Raw genomic sequence first — 20,279 nt, forward strand, 5'->3', positions numbered from 1 at the left:
CCGGCCTCTCCGCTGTTTGGAAAGGCCTACATCGCCTTTCCGAGCAGAAATGGCAACTGTCGGGGACCTCTCACGGTGCCCTGTGACCAGGTCACCGTGCCTGCTGGATCGAGGGCGAAGTCCGGAATTCGCTTCAGCCATTCCTCCAGCGCAACCTGCATCTCCATGCGCGCAAGGTTGGAACCGACGCAGCGGTGGATGCCAAGGCCGAAGGCGGCGTGGCGGTTCTCGCGGCGATCGATCACGACTTTGTCAGCGTCCGGAAACATTTTTGGATCACGGTTGGCGGCCGGGAAGGACAAGAGCACCATGTTCCCGGCCTTGACCGGGCAGCCCGAGATCGTGGTCTCCTTGACCACCTCGCGGGCCATCGTCACCGGCGAGTAGGCCCGCAGCAGCTCTTCCACCGCGGTCGGGATCAGCCCGGGCTCGGCGATCAGGCGCTCGCGGTCGGCCGGCGTCCTGGCGAGATGCCAGAGCGAGGAGCCAATCGCGCTCCATGTGGTGTCGATGCCCGCGATCAGGAGCAGCCGCAGCGAACCCAGCACGTGGGACTCTTCCAGCGGCTGGCCTTCCCGGTCCTTGGCATTCATCAGGTAGGAGATGAGATCGTCGGTCGGCTTCGACCTGCGCGCCTCGATATGCGTCCTGAAATAGTCGCTCATCTCGTGGACGGCCTGGAGCAGCATATTCTCGTCCTTGATGCCGAGCTCCAGGATCATGTGGATCCAGTTGATGAACAGGTCGCTGTCGCTCTCGGGGATGCCGAGCATATGGGCGATCGCGCGCACCGGAATGTGCTTGGTATAACGCGCGGCTGCGTCGACCCGGCCTTCGGCGATGAAGTCGTCGATCAGCTCGTTGCAGATGGCGCGGACCCGCGGCTCGAGCTTCTTCATCGCGTCTGGCGTGAACGGCGGCAGCAGCAATTGCTTGGCCGGCTTGTGCACGGGCGGATCCGAGGTGATCGGCGGCGCCGCGTTCCTGGCGACCTCGGGCCGGACGTCACGGACGATGATACGGCGCGAGGAGAAATGCTCGGTGTCGTTGGCGATCTCGCGCACGGCCTCGTAGGTGGTCGGCATGTAGCAGCCGAGAAAACGCTCGGTATGCACGACCGGGCTCGCGGCGCGCAGCTCCTCCCAGATCGGGAAGGGATCGTCCGTCCATTGCGGATCGGTGTGGTCGAAATCATGCACCCAGTCGGTCACGGGCGGATGGGCGGCGGGCTGGCTGACGTCGGACATCTCGGATTCCTCGGGCTCGTGTTCGCTGAAAAGCACGCGGGGCGCGTTGAGCCCGCGCTACTCCTCGATCACATCGATCGCAATTTCCGGGCAGTTGGATTTGGCAAGCCAGGCCTTGTCTTCGAGGCCGGGCGGCACAGTGCCGTCCCCCGCTTCATGGGCGTTGCCGTATTCGTCGAGTTCGAACAGTTCAGGCGCCAGCGCCTTGCAGCGCGCGTGGCCCTGGCACTTGTCGGGATCGACGTGAACCCTCAGACGCTCTGTCATGGCGGCTTCCTCGGTCGTGTATGCGCGGGGGGCCCGAAGGGCGGCGCGCGTTCCTCGTGTCAATTTATTCGCGGCACTTGCCGCTCGTTCTAAGTTATATGCTATTACATTCGCGACAGGCTTCCCCTGTCAAGCGCAAACTTATAGGCTTCGCCGCGACATGCGTTCACAACTCGCTCGCAAGCCCGGGAACACCTACCACCACGGCGACCTCCGCGACGCCCTGATCAAGGCCGCGTTGCGCGAGGCCGAGCAGGGCGGCGCCGAGGCGATCAGCATCAAGGCGCTGGCAAAACAGCTCGGCGTCTCGCAGCCGGCGCCGTATCGGCATTTTGCCGACCGTGATGCGCTGCTAACGGCAGTGACGGCGGAGGCGTTCCGGCAGCTCAGTGCACTTCTGCGCGAGGCGATGGCGAAGCCGTCGAAGCAATCGAAACTGTCGCGGCTGGCGCAGGCAACGCTGGATTTCGGTCTGCGCCGTAACGGCATCTATCGCCTGATGTTCGCGTCGCGCACCGTATCGTGCGCGACCAAGGGCAGCGAGCTGCATGAGGCGACGCGCGAGACCTTTGGGCTCGTGATCGAGGCGCTGGAGGCGCCGGCAGTTGGCTATTTGCGCGAACGGCAAGCACTCAAGATCTGGGCGGCGCTGCATGGCGTCGTGATGCTGGCGGAGCAGGGGCTGTTCACCGGCGAGGCGGCGCATGCCACGCGCGAAGAGCTGGTCGAGGATTTTGTGAACGAAACGAAGGCTGCGCTTGCGGTCGCGATCAAGGACGCACGGCGTCGAAAGAAGGCCGGCGCTTAAGGCTTCGCCTTCAGCAGCCTGATCAGCTTGTCGACAGCACTGTCAGGTGTGGTCACGACGGGACGGCCGGTGGCCTCCGCGACCAGCGGCGCCGTTGCCGCGATGCTGAACTGGGCGAGCGCGATGACGTCGCAATCACGCAGATCGCGCGAAGCTTCGACAATCAGCCGGTCGTGCGTGGCGCGATCGCCGCGGTCGAGCGCGGCCAGCGCGCCTTCGGCAAGCTTCGGTACGATCTGGACGGAGGCGGGAAACTCCGGCGGCATCGAGACCAGCGTCGGCGGGAAGGTCGAGAGCAGGCCGATCCTCTTGCCCATCGTCACCGCGCGCTCGATCATGGCCTCGTTCGGCTTGAGCACCGGCATCGGCGCATGTGTGCGCGCGACGGCCTCGATGCAGGGACCGAAGGCCGAGCAGGTGAACAGGATTCCATCGGCTCCGGTCGCTGCCGCATAGTCCCCGAGCGCGAGGAAGCGCTCGGTCATGGCATCGTTGAGCGCGCCGTCGCGCGCCAGATCCGCCGACAGGCTGTCGTCGAGCAGGTTCATCAGCCGCGCTTCGGGCCACGCGTTTGCGAACGCCGCCTCGATCGGGGCGATGGAATGCTTGAGTGCGTGGATCAGGGCGATGCGCATGGGCTCGGTGCTTCTTCTCCCTCTGCCCGTTCTTGCGGGGAGAGGGGTGGGGTGAGGGGCTCTAGCGGCGCAAAAAGTGAAGGTTGGACTCGCGGAGAGTCCTCCTCACCCGGATTGCGCCGGACGATGCCTCGCATCGCCGGGGCAATCCGACCTCTCCTCGCAGGCGGGGAGAGGTGAACTCCTTACTTGAACGGCACCGCGTACATCAGGCCGCCCTTGCTCCAGAGGCCGTTGAGGCCGCGGTCGAGCTTGAGCGGGCTCGCCTTGCCGACATTGCGTTCATAGATCTCGCCGTAATTGCCGCCGGCCTTGATCACTGTCACCAGCCATTTGTTGTCGAGTCCCAGCCGGGAGCCGAGATCGCCAGAGGCCCCCAACAGCCGCTGGATCGCGGGTGTCTGCGACTTCGTCATCTCATCGACATTGGCCTGCGTGACGCCGAGCTCCTCGGCCTCGATCAGGCCGTAGTGCAGCCAGGTGACGATGTCGCTCCAGACCTCGTCGCCGTTGCGGGTGAAGGGGCCGAGCGGCTCCTTGCTGATGGTCTGCGGCAGCACGACGTAGTCGGCCGGGTTCGGCGCCGCAGTCGTGACGGCGCCGGCGAGCGCGGAAGCGTCCTGGGTCATGGCATCGCAGCGGCCGCCGAAGAAGGTCTGGTACATCGTATCGACGCGGTCGAACACCAGCGGCTTCCAGTCGATGCCGTTGGCGCGGCCGTAATCGCCGAGCGTGACCTCATGAGTGGTGCCTTGCGCGACGCAGACGGTGGCGCCCTTGAGGTCCTTCAGCTCCTTCACGCCGAGGTCCTTCTTCACCACAAAACCCTGGCCGTCGTAGAAATTGATCGGCCCTTGCCGCAGGCCCAGCGTGACACCCCGCAAGTACGTCTGGGTCGAGTTGCGGTAGAGCACGTCGATCTCGCCCGATTGCAGCGCAGTGAAACGGTTCTGCGCGGTCAGCGAGACGTAACGCACCTTGTTGGCATCGCCGAGCACGCCAGCGGCGAGCGCGCGGCAATAATCGACGTCGAGGCCCTTGTAATTGCCTTGCGAGTCCGGTGCGGAGAAGCCGGCAAAGCCGGCGCTGACGCCGCACACCAGCGTGCCGCGGCTCTTCACCGTGTCGAGCGTCGCCGCCGACGCGACGACCGTCGATGCCGCGAGCAAGCCCGCTGCGATAACCACTTTCCTCATTTTACTCTCCCCTCAGTGATTGACACTACGCAACACGTTGTCGACGGTCGTGCCGAGCTTGTCGACGATCTGGTCGATTTCCTCCGCAGAGGTGATGTAGGGCGGCGCCAGCAGCACATGGTCGCCGCGGACGCCGTCCGCGGTGCCGCCGCCGGGATAGCAGCCGAGCCCGTTGGCGAACGCTTCCGCCTTGATCTTCTGGTTCAGCTTGAGCGCGGGATCGAACGAGGTGCGGCTGGCACGATCGGCGACGAGCTCGATCGCCCAGAACAGGCCGCGGCCCCTGATGTCGCCGACATGCCGATGATTGCCGAAGCGCTCGATCAGCCGTTGCTCGAGCTGCTTGCCGCGCTCCTTCACGCGGCCGAGCAGGCCGTCCTCGCGGATCACGTCCTGCACCGCGAGCGCCGCCGCGCAGGCGAGGGGATGTGCGAGATAAGTGTGGCCGTGCTGGAACGCGCCCGATCCGGCGCGGATGGTGTCGACGATCTTGCCGCTTGCGAGCATCGCGCCGATCGGCTGGTAGCCGCCGCCGAGCCCCTTTGCGATCGCCTGGATGTCCGGGGCCACGCCTTCCTGCTCCCAGGCATGCGTTGTGCCGGTGCGGCCCATGCCGGACATCACCTCATCGAGGATGAGCAGCGCGCCGTGCCGGTCGCAGATTTCGCGCACGGCCTTGAAGTAGCCGTCCGGTGCCGTCACGGCGCCAGCGGTGGCGCCGACCACGGGTTCGGCCAGGAACGCCGCGACGGTATCCGGGCCAAGCCGCTGGAACTCGGCTTCGAGCTCGGCGGCGAGCCGCGCCACGAATTGCGCGTCAGACTCGCTGTCGTGCTTCTCGTGATAGGCGAAGGCCGGCGTCACATGGCTGAAAGCGCCGGAGAGCAGCGGCGCATAGGGGGCGCGCCGCCAGGCATTGCCGCCGGCGGCGAGCGCGCCGAGCGTGTTGCCGTGATAGCTCTGCCGCCGCGCGATGAAGTGCTGCCGCTGGGGCTCGCCGCGCTCGATGAAATATTGCCGCGCCAGCTTGATGCTGGCCTCGATCGCCTCCGACCCGCCGCTGACGAAATAGGCATAGGCGAGACCGCCGGGTTCGTGGCCGACCAGCGTCTCGGCCAGCGCCTCGGCCGGCTCGGAGGAGAAGAAGGCGGTGTGCGCATAGGCCAGCGTCGAGGCCTGCTTCGCCATCGCCGCGATCACGCGCGGATGCTGATGGCCGAGGCAGGAGACGGCAGCGCCGCCGGAGGCGTCGATCACACGCCGGCCGTCCTCGGCGAAGAGATAGACGCCTTCGCCGCCGATCGCCTTGGGCGGCGTTTCGCGCAATGAGCGGTGCAGCACGCGGCTGGTGCGAGCGGCCATGGGTCAACCTTTCTCTGAGACGTAGGTGGAGGCGGCGGCGAGCCGCGCCTCGGTAGTTTCCAGGCGCTTCTTCGCGGCCACGCCGCCGAGCGAGAACGTCACCGCGGCGAGCGATTGTGCGATCGCGATGGCGCCGGTCAGGCTGGGGAAGAAGCCGGGGGAAGAGGCCGCCTCGAACAGCAGCACGTGGTCGGCGCCTTCGGCCATCGGCGCCGACAGGCTGTCCGCGATCGCGATCAGCGTTGCGCCGCCGCGATGGCCGGCTTGCGCGACGCGGACGCTCGCATGCGTATAGGGCAGGAACCCGATGACGATGACGGCCTCGCCGGGCCGGAACGCGCCGAGATCGAGATCGTCGGGGCCGGACACGCCGACGAGTTGCACCTGCTCGGGGCGAAACAGCCGCAGTTCGTAGTTCAGCAGCTCCGCGACGCTGCGGCAGCTGCGATAGCCGGCAATCCAGATCCGCTTGGCCTCGTGCAGCGCGCGGGCCGCGTCCGCGATTGGCTGTGCCGGAATACGCGGAAGGCCGGCGGCCTCGGCCTCGAGCTTGTCGGTGACGAACGCGGCATCCGCGTTGGGGCCGTGACGGCGGCTCCGGGCGCGGCCGGAGAAGGGCGAGGTCTGCGACGGCCGCCGCGCCTCGGTCAGAGCTGCGCGGAGTTCGTCCCAGCCCGAATAGCCGATCGCCTTGGCAAGCCGGGTGAATGCGGCGGGGTCGGCGCCGGCCTCGGCGGCGAGATCGCGCATCGATCGGGTGGTGGCGTCGTAGTCATTGGCGGCGACGAAGCGGCCGACCTCCTGCAGGCGCAGGGGGAGCGATGGCAACGCAATGCGCAGTTCGCTCAAGGGCGAGGATTTCGCGGGCTCGGCCATGAAACATTTGTTGCACGCTTTTGAGATTGGTGCAACAGTTGACGTGCGCTGCCGGAAATCGTTGCTCGTGAAAAGGATTTTTGTGCTGTGACTTCAGACAGTCCGAGACCGCCGCCCCGCCGTCGCTTCTTCGGCGCATGGGGTCGCAGAGAGCTGCAAGGCCTGTTCTGGCAGGTGCTCGTCGTCGGGATCGTGCTTGGGGTTGTCGTTTTCCTCTGGTCAAACACCGTCACCAATCTCACGGCGCGGCGCATCACGACCGGCTTTGCCTTTCTCGGCCGTGAAGCGGGCATGCCGATCGCCGACAGCCTGCTCGCCTATAATCCGAGAGACACGTACCTGTGGGCCTTCGTCGTCGGCATCGCCAACACCTTGCGTGTCGCCGTGATCGGCATCGTGCTCGCGACCATCCTGGGTACGCTGATCGGAATCTCGCGATTGTCCGCCAACTGGCTGCTGTCGCGACTCGCGGCCGTCTATGTCGAAACGCTCCGCGACATCCCGCTGCTGCTCCAGCTCCTGTTCTGGTACGTCCTGATGCAGGCGCTGCCGGCCGCGCGCGCGGCATGGCGGCCGGTCGAGGGCGTCTTCCTGTCCAATCGCGGCCTGATCCTGCCGGCGATTCCGGTCGGCTCGCCGCAGCTCTGGGTGATCGGCACGGCGGTACTCGGCCTTGCCGTGTTCTATCTGATCAGGCGATGGCTGATCGCGCAGCAGATGCGCGACGGCAGACCGCGGGCCGCTTGGCCCTTTGCGGTCGGGCTCATCCTCGCGCTGCCCGCGACGGTATCCGTGGTGCTCGGGGTGTCCTGGACCATCGAATGGCCGCAGCTGCGCGGCTTCAATTTCGTCGGCGGGCTGACGCTCGCCCCGGAATATTTCGCGCTGCTGATCGCGCTCGTGACCTATACCTCCGCCTTCATCGCCGAGATCGTGCGCAGCGGCATCCAGTCCGTGCCGCGGGGGCAGTGGGATGCCGCCAACGCGCTCGGCCTTCGCCGCAGCTTCCTGCTGCGGCAGATCATCCTGCCGCAGGCGTTGCGCGTCATCGTGCCGCCGATGACGAGCCAGTATCTCAATCTGACCAAGAACTCCTCGCTCGCGGTCGCGATCGGCTACCAGGACGTGGTCTCGATCGCCAACACCACGCTGAACCAGACCGGGCAGGCGATCGAGGCCATCGCGCTGATCATGGCGGTGTTCCTGACCATCAGCCTCGGCATCAGCTTCTTCATGAACTGGTACAATGCGCGCATCGCGCTGGTGGAGCGCTGAGCATGACCGCGATCACCGACATCCCGGACGCACCGCGCGCCGCCCGCCGACCGCAAGTCGGCAATCCGGTGCTGCGCTGGCTGCGCACCAACCTGTTCTCGTCGATCCCGAACGGCATTCTCTCGGTCGTGCTCCTTGCGGTGCTCGCCAAGGGCATCCTCAGTTTCGTGCAGTGGGGCATTGCGAACGCGGTCTGGCTCACGCCGGCAAGCGATTCCAGCGCTTGCCGTGCGGTGCGCGGCATCGGCGCCTGCTGGGCGATCATCCCGGAAAAATACCGCTTCATCCTGTTCGGCACCTATCCGTTCGACGAGCAGTGGCGGCCGGCGCTGTCGGTGGTGCTGTTCATTGCGCTGTTCTATTTCTCCACCCGCCGCGCCCTGTGGCGGCGCGAACTGGCCTATCTCTGGATCGGCGCGCTGGCGCTGATCAGCGTGCTGATGTGGGGCGGTGTGTTCGGGCTCTCCTTCGTCTCGCAGGACCGCTGGGGCGGCCTGCCGGTGACGTTGATCCTGGCGACGTTCGGCCTGGCCTTCGGCTTCCCGCTCGGCATTCTCGTCGCGCTCGGCCGGCGGTCAAAACTGCCGGCGATCCGCTCGCTCAGCGTGCTCTATGTCGAGCTGATCCGCGGCGTGCCGCTGGTCAGCCTGCTGTTCATGGCGAGCGTGATGTTTCCGCTGTTCATGCCAAGCGGATTCAACATCGACAAGCTGCTGCGCGCGCAGATCGCCATCATCCTGTTCGCCGGCGCCTATCTTGCCGAAGTCATTCGCGGCGGCCTCCAGGCCGTGCCGCGCGGGCAATATGAGGCCGCCGATGCGCTGGGACTGTCCTACTGGCGCAAGCACCGCCTGATCGTCCTGCCGCAGGCGATCCGCCACGTGATCCCGCCGCTGGTCAACACGTTCATCGCCTTCTTCAAGGACACCAGCCTCGTCCTGATCATCGGCATCTTCGACCTGCTGACAACGGCGAAGACGGCGATCATCGATCCCGCCTGGCAGCAGTTCTCCGTCGAAGTCTACATCTTCGTCGCCGCGATCTATTTCATGTTCTGCTTCGCGATGTCGCGCTACAGCCGGAGCCTCGAGGCTCACTCCGCCGTGAGGTAATCCGGGCCTACGGAAAGTTTATTCCGCGCCTATAGCAGGAGCCCGGATTCAGACTGGGAATCCTACGTTGCGAAGCCCACCTCTTATTTGCTGGTGGGCTTCAACACGAGGCACGTCAAATCATGATGAAATCTGTTCTCGCCGCGGCGGCCGTTCTGGTCGCGCTTTGCTCTGCTGCCGACGCCCGCGGCGTCGTGCATCATCCAGCCATGGCTTCGGAAGCCACCGTCCGGATGTCACAGCCCCATCCGGGCTTCATGGCCCACGCCGCGATGACGGAGGATTCGGGCTACGACGCGCACCAGTATCACGGTGGCCCGAAGGTGAACGACTAGGGCGCGAGGTTGCTGGCACTGGGGGACAATCCAGGTCCCCCGGCGCGGCCCGCATTAAGCCTTTACCTTCGGATCGATCGGCGTCGTTCCGCGCAGGCCCAGAATATCCTCCAGCACCTTCGCGCCCGCGAGCACCTGCGCGTCCCCGCGCGGCGCGCCGACGACCTGCACGCCGACCGGCAGGCCCGAGGCCGTGAAGCCGCAGGGCAGCGACAGCGACGGGCAGCAGGCGAGCGTGATCGCGTAGACGATGCCGAGCCATTCGACGTAGTTCTCGAACGTCTTGCCGGCGCATTCGGCGACATAGCGATGCTCGATCGGGAAGGGCGGCACGATCGTCGTCGGCGTCAGCAGCAGATCGTATGTCTCGAAGAACGCGACGGCGCGTGCGGTCATGCCGACGCGCTGGGCTTCGGCGCGCGCAAGCTGCTCGACGGTGAGCTTGAGGCCCTCCTCGATGTTCCAGATCACCTCGGGCTTGAGCAAATCGCGCTTGGTGCGGAGCAGATTGGCCTTGGTGATCGCGAAATCGAACGCGCGCAGGACGTGGAAGCACTCATGCGCCTCGCGCCAGTCCGGATGCGCCTCTTCCACGATGGCGCCGGCTTCCGCGAAGCGTTCCGCCGCCTTGCGCGTGATCGCCTTCACTTCGGGATCAACAGGCGTGATGCCGAGATCAGGCGAATAGGCGATGCGCTTCGGCTTCTTGCCCGACTGTGCCGCCGACAGGAACGAGGTCGCAGGTGCAGGCAGCGACAGCGGATCGGCGGCATAGTCGCCGCTCATGGCATCCAGCAGCAGCGCGAGATCCTCGACGTTGCGCGCCATCGGGCCGACGACGCCGAGATTGCGATCGATGGCGGATTTGGGGGTATGCGCGACGCGGCCGATGCTCGGCCGCATGCCGACGACGCCGCAGAAGGCTGCGGGGCTGCGCAAGCTGCCGCCCATGTCCGATCCCTGCGCAAGCCAGGCCATGCCGGTGGCAAGCGCTACCGCCGCGCCGCCGGAGGAGCCGGCGGCCGATTTCGAAGTATCCCAGGGGTTGAGGGTCGCGCCGAACACTTCGTTGAAGGTGTTGGCGCCGGCGCCGAATTCCGGCGTGTTCGACTTGGCGTAGACGACGGCGCCATTGCCTTCGAGGTTCTCGACCATGAGGTCGGACGTCGAGGGGATGTTGTCCCTGAAGATCGGCGAGCCCTGGGTGTTCAGCACGCCGGCGACATCGGTCAGATCCTTGATCGGCACCGGCAGGCCGGCAAGCAGACCGCGCGCGCCGGCGGGCTTCTGCATCAGCGCCTTTGCATTGGTCCGCGCACGATCGAAGCACAGTGTCGGCAGCGCGTTGACCTTGCCGTCGACCTCGCTGATGCGCTTCTCCACCGCATCCAGAAGTTCGAGCGGCGAGACGTCGCCGGAGCGCAGCTTGTCGACGACGGCGCACGCGGTTTCGCTGATCAGGTCTTGAGACAACTATTTTACTCCTATGCTGTGTCGTCATTGCGAGCGAAGCGAAGCAATCCAGTCCGTCACCGCGGAGACATTCCTGGATTGCTTCGCTTCGCTCGCAATGACGGAAGAACTAACCCCATCCCGCGCTGATGCCGCCATCCACGGTATAGATGACGCCCGACGTATAGCCGGCGCGATCCGATGCCAGGAACGCCATGAGATCGCCGATCTCGCGCGCATGCGCAGGCCGGCCGAGCGGCAGGCTCTTCTGGAATTCCTTGTAGCGGCTCTCGTCGCCGAACTGGTGCTTGGCCCGCGTCTTGAGCAGGGTGACGTGGCGATCGGTGCCGACAGGGCCGGGGTTGATGCCGACCACGCGGATGTTGTCGGCGAGGCTCTTGCCGCCGAGCGCGCGGGTGAATGCCATCAAGGCGGCATTGCCGGCGCTGCCGCAGATGTAGTTGGCGTCGAATTTCTCGCCGGCCGCACCGATGTCGTTGATGATGACGCCGCCGCCCTTCGCCTTCATCTGCGCGTAGATCTGCCGCGTCAGGTTGATGTAGCCGAACACTTTCAATTCCCAGGCGTGCCGCCAGGTCGCCTCGTCGATCTTGTCGATGGAGCCGCCGGGGATGTCGCCGGCGTTGTTGACGAGCACGTCGATATCGGCGGCTTCCCTCGCAAGCCGCGCCACGTCCTCTGCCTTCCGCAGATCCACGATGGTCGTCGCGGCATCGATCTGGTGCGCCGAGCGCAAGCGATCGGCCAGCGCCTTGAGCTGGTCGCCGCTGCGGGCGGCGAGCAGGAGGTTTGCGCCTTCTTCGGCGAACGCTTCGGCGGCGGCTGCGCCAATGCCCTTGGACGCGCCCGTGATCAGGACGCGCTTGCCACGCAGATGCAGATCCATGAGGGGTACTCGCAGGAGAGGAACAAGGAAGGATCAAACCAGTAGGCGCATGGCCGCGCCATGGTCAACATTGCAGTGCAGCGTTGCACTGCCGCCGAGTTTGGTTCATTGCAGTGCGGTCAAAAAGGCGGCGGCTGCCGGACCAACCAAGGACGTTATCGATGAGCAAGAAGCAATACCGGATCGCGGTCATTCCCGGCGATGGCATCGGCAAGGAAGTGATGCCGGAAGGCCTGCGCGTTTTGGAGGCGGCGGCGAAGAAGCATGGCGTGTCCCTGCATTTCGACCATTTCGACTTCTCGTCCTGGGACTATTACGAGAAGCACGGCCAGATGATGCCGGATGACTGGAAGGAAAAGATCGGCAAGCACGACGCGATCTATTTCGGCGCGGTCGGCTGGCCGGCCAAGATTCCGGACCACGTCTCGCTGTGGGGCTCGCTCATCAAATTCCGCCGCGAGTTCGACCAATATGTGAACCTGCGTCCGGTGCGGCTGATGCCCGGCGTGCCGTCGCCACTGGCGAACCGCAAGCCCGGCGATATCGATTTCTGGGTGGTGCGCGAGAATACGGAAGGCGAATATTCCTCCGTCGGCGGCCGCATGTTTCCGGACACCGACCGCGAGTTCGTCACCCAGCAGACGGTGATGACCCGCACCGGCGTCGACCGCATCCTGAAGTTCGCCTTCGAGCTCGCGCAGTCGCGGCCGAAGAAGCACCTGACCTCGGCGACGAAATCCAACGGCATCTCCATCACCATGCCCTATTGGGACGAGCGGGTGGAGGCGATGGCCAAGAAATTTCCCGGCGTGAAGTGGGACAAGTACCACATCGACATTCTCACGGCGAACTTCGTGCTGCATCCGGACTGGTTCGACGTCGTGGTCGGCTCCAATCTGTTCGGCGACATCCTGTCCGATCTCGGCCCGGCCTGCACCGGCACCATCGGCATCGCGCCGTCAGGCAACATCAATCCCGAGGGCGATTTCCCCTCGGTGTTCGAGCCCGTGCACGGCTCGGCGCCCGACATCGCGGGGCAGGGCATTGCGAATCCGATCGGCGCGATCTGGTCGGGCGCGATGATGCTCGAGCATCTCGGCGAGAAGGTCGCCGGCAAATCGATCGTCGACGCGATCGAGCGCACGCTGGCAGAGCGCACGCTGCGCACCAAGGACCTCGGTGGCAACGCCGATACCACAGCGTGCGGCAAGGCGGTCGCGGATATGGTGGACTGAGGCGGGGCGTTAGCGAGGCTAACTCCGGCGTTGCAACAAACTCTCCCGTCGTCCCTGCGAAAGCAGGGACCCATAACCCCGTCGAGGAGTTATGGAGCGAGCTGGCAACTCCGAGTCTTCGCCAAACTGCTCCCTGTGGTTATGGGTCCCGGATCGGCGCTTCGCTTGTCCGGGACGACAGCCGCGTTTTGGCGGGCTTTACACGTATGACTTCCGCGCCGGATCGAAGATCGGCGGATAATCGTTCTCGTCAAGCAGATCGAGGAACGGATCGAGTCCTCTGGTTTTGATCAGCCCAAGTTCCTGGCGTGAGATCAGGTTCACGGTTAGGACCTCCACTGGATCACCGGCAATCTCGAGCGCCTCGGCGATCTGCTTGTCCGGGCCGATGATCGGCGTGAGAAACAGGAATGTCTGGAACTCCGTTCCTGCAACCGGCGGTCTCGGCAACGCCACCCGGTGGCCGAAGCCGAACCAGGTGGAGTCGATGAACGGCAGATTGGCGAGCCAGCGCAGATTGTCGCAGATCTCCGGCGTCGGCTCGCGGACGTACCACATCAGTTCGGCGCGCGGCTTCGCGTCACCACGCACTCCCGGCATCCGCTGTTCGCTCATGCCGTTGGTCAGAAGCACATAGCCTTCGTCAGAGCCCTCCTGGCACACCGGCACGAAATCGCGGCCGAAGGCGTGGATGTCGATGCGCCGCTCGGCGCTGTCCGTGAAGCTGTATTCGGGCTCGTCCAGCTCGTTTTCATAGATGGCGAGCCGTTGCCGGTAGAGATCAGGTGACGGACTGTTTGAGCCGGTCATGAATTTTGTAAAACGGGAGAGCATGTAAACCTCGGGGGCAGATGTGAGCCGGGATCTCCGCGTTGTCGTAAGACAACGCGGGCCGGTTCAAATCCGCTCGACGAGTGCGGCGATGCTTCGCCTTGGTCCAGACGCCAGTGCGCAATTGTTCATTCGGCCGGGGACTAACCCGACCGATGGGCTTCGCGCCCGATCAGCCGACGATCTTCTCGATCGCGGCCTGATCCAGCCCGAACTTCTTCCCGGCCTCGAGAATCTCCTGCCAGGTGGTCGGATCGACAGGAATGCCTTCGGCGAGGCGCTTCTTCTTGGTCTCGCGCTCGGGCTCGCCGGCGATCTTCACCTTCTCCACGCCGGGGCCGGGAGGCGAGCCGGTGTGCCAGGCGACGAAGCTCTCGACTTCGCTCGCGAGGTTCTCGCCGGTGCCGAGCTTGTTCGGATCGATGACGATCGAGAGCATGCCGTTGAGCACGTTGTACTTGCCGTCGGACGGCCCCTTGACCACCTGCCCGCCCGAGAGCGCGCCGCCGAGGATTTCGCACACCAGCGCGAGCCCCGAACCCTTGTGCTCGCCGAACGGCAGGATGGCGCCGTGCGGCGGGATCACGGTGTAGCGCGGATTGACGGTGGGCTTGCCTTCGTTGTCGATGATGGTGCCGGGCTCGAGTTCGACGCCCTTGTTGTGGGCGACGCGGGTCTTGCCCTGCGCGATCCTGCTGGTGGCGAAGTCGAGCACGATGGGATCCTTGCCCCTGCGCGGGATGCCGACGCAGAACGGGTTGGTGCCGTGGCGCGCATCGCTGCCGCCCCAGGGCGCAACGATCGGGCGCGAGATCACGTTGACGAAGTGGATCGAGACCAGCCCGTGGTCGATGCACTGCTCGGCCCAGTGGCCGATGCGGCCGATATGGTGCGAGTTGGAAAGGCCGACGAGGCACACGCCGTTGCGCTTGGCGCGCTCTGCCGCCAGTTCCATCGCTTCATGGCCGATCACCTGGCCGTAGCCGGTGACGCCGTCGAGGGTGAGAAGCGGGCCGGTGTCGAGCACGATCTTGACGTGCGCGTTCACGGCGAGGCCGCCATTGGTGACGCTCTGGACATAGCGCGGGATCATGCCGACGCCGTGGGAGTCATGCCCCTTGAGATTGGCCTCGACGAGATTGGTGGAGACGAGTTCGGCTTCGCGGTCCGAGGAGCCGCCCGCCTTGACGATGGCGCGGATGGCGTTGGTGAGCGGCTCTGCCTTGATGGTACGATAGTCGGCCATTGGTGTTGCTCTTATCCTTTCACGATCCGGCGGCAGTGGACCCACGCCGCTTCAATCAGGTTCTCGCTGGCCTCCGGCGTACGGAATGCCGAATGCGCCGACAGCGTCACGTTCGGAATCTTCGTCAGCGGATGATCCGCCGGCAGCGGCTCGATGTTGAAGACGTCGAGGCCGGCATGGCGGATGTGGCCCGACTTCAGCGCATCGATCATCGCCTGCTCGTCGACAACCGCGGCGCGCGCGGTGTTGATCAGGATGACACCCGGTTTCATCGCAAAAATCTTCTCGCGCGTGATCATGCCCCGCGTCTCGTCATTGAGCAGCAGGTGCAGCGACACGACGTCGCTTCTCGCCAGCAACGTGTCGAGATCGGTGAACTCGACGCCGGGGTGAGTCTTCGGCGAGCGGTTCCAGGCAATCACCTTCATGCCTGAGCCAATTGCAATGCGAGCGACTTCCGCGGCGATGCCGCCGAAGCCGATCAGGCCGAGCGTCTTGCCCGTGAGCTGCATGCCGTCCTCGCGCAGCCAGCTGCCGGCGCGCATCTCGCGGTCCATCATGGCGATGACGCGGGCCGAGGCCCACATCAACGCGATCGCGGATTCAGCGACGGCGGTGTCGCCATAACCCTTGATCAGATGCACGGAGATGCCGAGCTCGGCCAGCTCTTCCGGATTCATGTAGCTGCGCGCGCCCGTGCCGAGGAACACCACATGCTTGAGGCCGGTGCACTTCTTCGCGACCTCGGTCGGCAGTGCCGTGTGGTCGACGATCGCGATCTCGGCGCCGTCGAGGATCTCAGGATATTGCTCGGGCTTGATATCGGGATCCCGGTGGATCCGCACCTTGGGATCATCAGGCTTTTCCAGCCGCTCCATGATCACGGCGAGGGCTTCGTTGGCGTCGACGAAAACTCCGCGCATGGTTCTCTCCGGTCAGGATGCGACGCCGGCGATCGCCAGCACGGTATGCATCAGCACGTTGGTGCCCGCCGCGCAGTCGGGCTGCGTGGCATCCTCCAGCTCGTTGTGGCTGATGCCGTCCTTGCACGGCACGAACACCATCGCCGCCGGCATGATTGTGTTGAGGTTGCAGGCGTCGTGTCCGGCGCCGGAGGTGATGCGGCGAGAGGAATAGCCAAGCGTCTTGGCCGCGTTCTCAACGGCTGCAATGAGCTTGGGATCGAAATGCGTCGGCGGCTTGCGCCAGACGAGGTCGATCTTCACGTCGACCTTGCGGCGCGTGGCGATCTCGGCAATGGCGGCGCGCAGATCGCGATCGAGCGCGTCCATGATGGCGCCGTCCGCGCTACGGCAATCCATAGTGAAGGCGATCTCGCCGGGAATGACGTTGCGGGAGGGATTGGCGATCACGGCCTCGCCGATGGTGCCGACCGCCTTCGGCCCGTGCTTCTTCGCAATGGCCTCCATCGCCAGCACGATTTCCGAGAGCGTCGCGAGGGCATCGCGCCGCAGCGGCATCGGCGTCGATCCCGCATGGCTCTCGAAGCCGGAAATCTTGCCGTCGTACCAGAGCACGCCCTGGCCGGAATCGACCACGCCGATGGTCTTACCTTCGGCTTCGAGAATTGGGCCCTGCTCGATGTGCAGCTCGACGAAGCAGCCAAGCTTCTGAAAGCCGACCGGCTTGTCGCCGCGATAGCCGATGCTGTCCAATGCCTGGCCGACGGACGTGCCCTCGACGTCCTTGCGCGAAAGGATGTCGTCGGTGGTGAAATCGCCGACGTAGGCGGCGGAGGCCATCATCGCCGGCGCGAAACGCGAACCTTCCTCGTTGGTCCAGTTGACGACGCAGATCGGCGCGTCCGTCTCGATGCCGGCGTCGTTCAGCGTGCGGATCACTTCGAGCGCGCCGAGCGTGCCCAGAATGCCGTCATACTTGCCGCCGGTCGGCTGGGTGTCGAGATGCGAGCCGATGCCGACGGGGAGCTTCGACATGTCGCGGCCCTTGCGCAGGCCGAACTGTGAGCCGAGCGCATCGGTGTGCACCTCGAGGCCGGCATCCTCGCACGCCTTGCGGAACCAGTCGCGCACCTGCTTGTCTTCGCTGCTGAGCGTCAGCCGCCGCACGCCGCCCTTGGCTGTCCCGCCGAACTGCGCGGTCTCGTGGATGGAGCCCCAGAGGCGGGCGGAATCGATTTGCAGGTTCGTGGCGGCTCGGCTCATGCGGTCGTTCTCTCTTTTGTCCGGCGCCTTTTTCAATGACGCGCCGGCGCGGCCTCGTCAACCGCGAGGCTGCTCTGCGCAATCTGCCTTGCAAGCTCGGCGACGCGCTCGATCGCCACGACATCTGGCGAGGCGAGCCAGCTTGCAGTGAAGGTGAGGGGGGCGATCGCGAGGTCGGTGTCGAGCAATTGCAGTCGCCCGTCGGCAAGTTCGTTCTCGACGATGGCGTCGGGGATCACGGCGATGCCGAGCCCCTCGACCGCCATGTGGATGACGGTCGCAAGCGATGCGGACGCATGCAGCCGGATCGGCGGCAGCTCCGGCCGGTCAAACACCTCGCGCACGACCTCGTAAGGCTTGGTCTTGCGCGGGAAGGTGATGATCGGAAACCGCGCGAGCTCCGCCGGCGTCACCGGGCCCTTGCCGAGCCCGAGCGAGGGGCTTGCGAGAAAGCCGATCGGATAATCCGCGAGGACGCGATTGTGCACGCCCGAGGCCGACAGCGGTCCCACCACGAAGGCAAGCTCGATCTCCTGCGCGAGCAGGCGCGCGGTGAGGTTCGGTGTGATGTCGACCTCGATCTCCAGCGACAGGTTCGGATAGACCTCGTTCATGCTCTTCACCAGCCGTGGCAGCCAGGTGTGCACGATGGTTTCTGCGACGCCGAGACGCATCACGCCGCGCATGGCGGAGCGGTCGCCGATCTCCGCCATCATCGCAGCGCGCAGGCCGATCAGCTTCTCGGCATAGACCATCATCTGCCGGCCGCTCGGCGTCGGCGAAGCGACGCGATGATCCCGGTTCAGGAGCTTCACGCCCATCTCGCGCTCGAGCTGGGCGATGCGCTGGGAGATCGCCGGCTGGGTGGTGTTGAGCCGTGCTGCGGCGCCGCGAAAGCTGCCAAGCTTCACAACCCAAAGGAAGGTTTCGATCGACCTGAAGTCCAGCATTGGAAGGGACTTTCCCGATCGATAAAACAGGTTTATCGATATCGATTAGAAAGGACGATTAGACTTTATAGTATGCTTGATGTTGGCTGTGCTTGTCGAGTTCATAGGCAGGTCGATCAAATGACTATTTTGGTGGCAGCGCAGCAAACCGAGACGTCCGACACCCTCCCGAGCCGTCAGGCACGGCTCGCCTATCGCGCCGGTCAGGTCGGATCCACCGCCGGCGTCGCTCCCGGCTTCGTCCAGGGCAATCTGGCTATCCTGCCGGCCGAATATGCCAGTGCCTTTCACCGCTTCTGCCAGCTCAATCCGAAGCCGTGCCCGATCATCGGCATGTCCGATGTCGGCAGCCCGTACATCCCTGCACTCGGCGCTGATCTCGACATCCGCACCGACGTGCCGCGCTACCGCGTCTGGCGCGACGGCGAGGTGGTCGACGAGCCGACCGACGTGACCGGGCATTGGCGCGACGATCTCGTCACCTTCGTGCTCGGCTGCTCGTTCTCGTTCGAGGAGGCGTTGCTCGACGAGGGCATGCCGATCCGTCACATCGAGCAGAACGTACGCGTGCCGATGTACCGCACCAACATCGCCTGCGGCGAGGCCGGTCCGTTCGCCGGTCCCATGGTGGTGTCGATGCGCCCGTTCAAGCCGGCGGATGCAATTCGCGCGGTGCAGATCACCTCGCGTTATCCCGCCGTGCACGGTGCACCCGTGCATCTCGGCCATCCGCACCTGATCGGCATCAAGGATCTCGCCAAGCCGGACTACGGCGATCCCGTGCCCGTCGCCGATGACGAGATCCCCGTGTTCTGGGCCTGCGGCGTGACGCCGCAATCGGTGATCAACGCCGCCAGGCTGCCGTTCGCGATCACGCATTCGCCCGGCCTGATGCTGGTGACGGATCTGAAGAACAGAACCATGGCCGTGATTTAGTAGGCAGCGTTTGCTGCTTCTTCGGGCTTTACCGCATCCATCAATCGCTTCATTCGATCAGCCGAAATTCAGTAACAGGGGACTTTGCCATGACGATCTCTCGCCGCGATGTGCTGCTTGGAGCCACCGCCGCTGCCGCGCTGGTGCCGCTCGCTGCACGCGCCCAGACCTCGGAAGTCGTGATCGGCGTCATCTATCCGTTCTCCGGCGGCAGCGCGCAGCAGGGCGTCGACGCGCAGAAGGCCTATGAGACCGCGCTCGAGGTCATCAACAAGGACACCGATTTCGACCTGCCGCTGGCGAAGGGCGAGGGCCTGCCCGGCCTCGGCGGCGCCAAGGTGCGTCTCGTGTTCGCCGACCACCAGGCCGATCCGCAGAAGGGCCGCGCCGAAGCCGAGCGCCTGATCACGCAGGAGAAGGTCTCCGCCATCATCGGCACCTACCAGAGCGCGGTCGCCGTCACCGTCAGCCAGATCTGCGAACGCTACCAGATCCCGTTCGTCTCGGCGGACAACTCCTCGCCGAGCCTGCATCGCCGCGGCCTCAAATATTACTTCCGCGCTTCTCCACATGACGAAATGTACTCGGCCGCGATGTTCGACTTCTTCGACGCCATGAAGAAGAAGGGCACCAAGATCGAGACGCTGTCGCTGTTTCACGAGGACACCATCTTCGGCACCGATTCCGGCAACGCCCAGGCCAAGATCGCCGGCGAGCGCGGCTACAAGATCGTCACCGACATCAAGTACCGCGCCAACTCGCCCTCGCTCTCGGCCGAAGTGCAGCAGCTCAAGACCGCGAATGCCGACGTGCTGATGCCCTCGAGCTACACCACGGACGGCATCCTCCTGGTCAAGACCATGGCCGAGCTCGGCTACAAGCCGAACGCGATCGTGGCGCAGGATGCCGGCTTCTCGGAGAAGGCGCTCTACGATGCCGTCGGCGACAAGCTCGAAGGCGTGATCTCGCGCGGCACCTTCTCGCTCGATCTCGCGCAGAAGCGCCCCATGGTCGGCAAGATCAACGAGATGTTCAAGGCGCGGTCGGGCAAGGACTTCAACGACCTCACCTCGCGCCAGTTCATGGGCCTGATCATCCTGGCCGACGCCATCAACCGCGCCAAGTCGGCCGACGGCGAGAAGATCCGCGATGCACTGGCTGCGACCGACATTCCGGGCGAGCAGACCATCATGCCCTGGAAGCGCGTCAAGTTCGACGAGGCCGGCCAGAACAACGATGCCGACCCAGTGCTGCTGCAATATATCGGCGGCAAGTTCGTCACCATCTTCCCGCCGCAGGCCGCGATCGCCGAAGCGACCTGGCCGATGAAGTAAGCGCTGCGGGGGCAGCAGAGCAAATCGAGATCGTCGCACGAGCCTCGTCATTGCGAGGAGCGAAGCGACGAAGCAATCCAGAACGTCTC

20 protein-coding genes are annotated in these 20,279 nt (G+C 65.1%); 7 read left to right on the top strand and 13 right to left on the bottom strand.

Features of this window, described 5'->3' with window-relative positions; genetic code table 11:
* Positions 1–26: 26 nt before the first annotated feature.
* Together NLM25_RS14145 and NLM25_RS14150 are read right to left on the bottom strand one after the other, a co-directional pair.
* A complete protein-coding gene (locus tag NLM25_RS14145; RefSeq protein WP_254117431.1) occupies positions 27–1,247 on the bottom strand; it encodes a cytochrome P450 in 1,221 nt (406 codons plus the stop codon).
* A 57-nt stretch (positions 1,248–1,304) separates the two neighbouring features.
* Positions 1,305–1,514 (bottom strand): ferredoxin, encoded by a 210-nt coding sequence (locus NLM25_RS14150; protein ID WP_007607931.1) that lies wholly within the window; start codon positions 1,512–1,514, stop codon positions 1,305–1,307.
* Between the two features lie 160 nt (positions 1,515–1,674).
* Between NLM25_RS14150 and NLM25_RS14155 the strand changes: the two genes are divergently transcribed.
* A complete protein-coding gene (locus NLM25_RS14155) occupies positions 1,675–2,322 on the top strand; it encodes a TetR/AcrR family transcriptional regulator (protein WP_254137332.1) in 648 nt (215 codons plus the stop codon).
* Here the strand turns inward: NLM25_RS14155 and NLM25_RS14160 are convergent.
* The 4 genes from NLM25_RS14160 to NLM25_RS14175 form a co-directional block, all read right to left on the bottom strand.
* The gene (locus NLM25_RS14160) at positions 2,319–2,957 is read right to left on the bottom strand and encodes an aspartate/glutamate racemase family protein (RefSeq protein WP_254137333.1); all 639 of its coding nucleotides are present in this window, start codon (positions 2,955–2,957) and stop codon (positions 2,319–2,321) included. The genes NLM25_RS14155 and NLM25_RS14160 overlap by 4 nt on opposite strands.
* 185 nt (positions 2,958–3,142) lie before the next feature.
* A complete protein-coding gene (locus NLM25_RS14165) occupies positions 3,143–4,153 on the bottom strand; it encodes an amino acid ABC transporter substrate-binding protein (protein WP_254137334.1) in 1,011 nt (336 codons plus the stop codon).
* Positions 4,154–4,165: 12 nt separating this feature from the next.
* Positions 4,166–5,515, bottom strand: a complete 1,350-nt coding sequence (locus NLM25_RS14170) for an aspartate aminotransferase family protein (protein ID WP_254137335.1) — start codon at positions 5,513–5,515, stop codon at positions 4,166–4,168.
* A 3-nt stretch (positions 5,516–5,518) separates the two neighbouring features.
* Positions 5,519–6,391 carry a MurR/RpiR family transcriptional regulator gene (locus NLM25_RS14175; RefSeq protein ID WP_254137336.1) on the bottom strand — a complete coding sequence of 291 codons (873 nt, stop codon included), beginning with the start codon at positions 6,389–6,391 and terminating at the stop codon, positions 5,519–5,521.
* Between the two features lie 87 nt (positions 6,392–6,478).
* On the opposite strand from NLM25_RS14175, the gene NLM25_RS14180 reads away from it, so the two are divergent.
* The 3 genes from NLM25_RS14180 to NLM25_RS14190 all read left to right on the top strand — a co-directional run bounded on the left by NLM25_RS14180 (position 6,479) and on the right by NLM25_RS14190 (position 9,113).
* Positions 6,479–7,666: an amino acid ABC transporter permease gene (locus tag NLM25_RS14180; protein ID WP_254137337.1), complete on the top strand. Its 1,188-nt coding sequence runs from the start codon at positions 6,479–6,481 to the stop codon at positions 7,664–7,666.
* A 2-nt stretch (positions 7,667–7,668) separates the two neighbouring features.
* Positions 7,669–8,778, top strand: a complete 1,110-nt coding sequence (locus NLM25_RS14185; RefSeq protein WP_254137338.1) for an amino acid ABC transporter permease — start codon at positions 7,669–7,671, stop codon at positions 8,776–8,778.
* A gap of 122 nt (positions 8,779–8,900) precedes the next feature.
* Entirely contained in the window at positions 8,901–9,113 is a 213-nt protein-coding gene (locus NLM25_RS14190; RefSeq protein WP_254137339.1) for a hypothetical protein, read from the top strand.
* Between the two features lie 54 nt (positions 9,114–9,167).
* Here the strand turns inward: NLM25_RS14190 and NLM25_RS14195 are convergent, their stop codons facing one another.
* Both NLM25_RS14195 and NLM25_RS14200 read right to left on the bottom strand, forming a co-directional pair.
* Positions 9,168–10,586 carry an amidase gene (locus NLM25_RS14195; protein WP_254137340.1) on the bottom strand — a complete coding sequence of 473 codons (1,419 nt, stop codon included), beginning with the start codon at positions 10,584–10,586 and terminating at the stop codon, positions 9,168–9,170.
* 109 nt (positions 10,587–10,695) lie between these two features.
* On the bottom strand, positions 10,696–11,472 hold the full coding sequence (locus NLM25_RS14200; protein WP_254137341.1) for an SDR family oxidoreductase: 777 nt from the start codon (positions 11,470–11,472) through the stop codon (positions 10,696–10,698).
* A gap of 161 nt (positions 11,473–11,633) precedes the next feature.
* Here NLM25_RS14200 and NLM25_RS14205 point away from each other — a divergent pair, with 161 nt between their 5' ends.
* Positions 11,634–12,707, top strand: a complete 1,074-nt coding sequence (locus NLM25_RS14205) for a tartrate dehydrogenase (protein WP_014496906.1) — start codon at positions 11,634–11,636, stop codon at positions 12,705–12,707.
* 198 nt (positions 12,708–12,905) lie between these two features.
* Here NLM25_RS14205 and NLM25_RS14210 read toward each other — a convergent pair whose 3' ends face one another.
* The 5 genes from NLM25_RS14210 to NLM25_RS14230 form a co-directional block, all read right to left on the bottom strand.
* Positions 12,906–13,541: a suppressor of fused domain protein gene (locus NLM25_RS14210; RefSeq protein WP_254137342.1), complete on the bottom strand. Its 636-nt coding sequence runs from the start codon at positions 13,539–13,541 to the stop codon at positions 12,906–12,908.
* Between the two features lie 169 nt (positions 13,542–13,710).
* A complete protein-coding gene (locus NLM25_RS14215; protein WP_254137343.1) occupies positions 13,711–14,784 on the bottom strand; it encodes a malate/lactate/ureidoglycolate dehydrogenase in 1,074 nt (357 codons plus the stop codon).
* 11 nt (positions 14,785–14,795) lie between these two features.
* Entirely contained in the window at positions 14,796–15,707 is a 912-nt protein-coding gene (locus tag NLM25_RS14220; protein ID WP_254137344.1) for an NAD(P)-dependent oxidoreductase, read from the bottom strand.
* A gap of 12 nt (positions 15,708–15,719) precedes the next feature.
* Complete coding sequence (locus tag NLM25_RS14225; RefSeq protein WP_254117457.1) at positions 15,720–16,970, bottom strand: Zn-dependent hydrolase; 1,251 nt, start codon at positions 16,968–16,970, stop codon at positions 15,720–15,722.
* 32 nt (positions 16,971–17,002) lie between these two features.
* On the bottom strand, positions 17,003–17,920 hold the full coding sequence (locus tag NLM25_RS14230; RefSeq protein ID WP_254117459.1) for a LysR family transcriptional regulator: 918 nt from the start codon (positions 17,918–17,920) through the stop codon (positions 17,003–17,005).
* 120 nt (positions 17,921–18,040) lie between these two features.
* Here NLM25_RS14230 and NLM25_RS14235 point away from each other — a divergent pair, with 120 nt between their 5' ends.
* Together NLM25_RS14235 and NLM25_RS14240 are read left to right on the top strand one after the other, a co-directional pair.
* Positions 18,041–18,856: a putative hydro-lyase gene (locus tag NLM25_RS14235; RefSeq protein WP_254137345.1), complete on the top strand. Its 816-nt coding sequence runs from the start codon at positions 18,041–18,043 to the stop codon at positions 18,854–18,856.
* A gap of 89 nt (positions 18,857–18,945) precedes the next feature.
* Positions 18,946–20,190 (top strand): ABC transporter substrate-binding protein, encoded by a 1,245-nt coding sequence (locus NLM25_RS14240; protein ID WP_254117462.1) that lies wholly within the window; start codon positions 18,946–18,948, stop codon positions 20,188–20,190.
* Positions 20,191–20,279: the final 89 nt, after the last annotated feature.

The organism is Bradyrhizobium sp. CCGB01 (assembly GCF_024199795.1).
Taxonomy (GTDB): Bacteria; Pseudomonadota; Alphaproteobacteria; order Rhizobiales; family Xanthobacteraceae; genus Bradyrhizobium.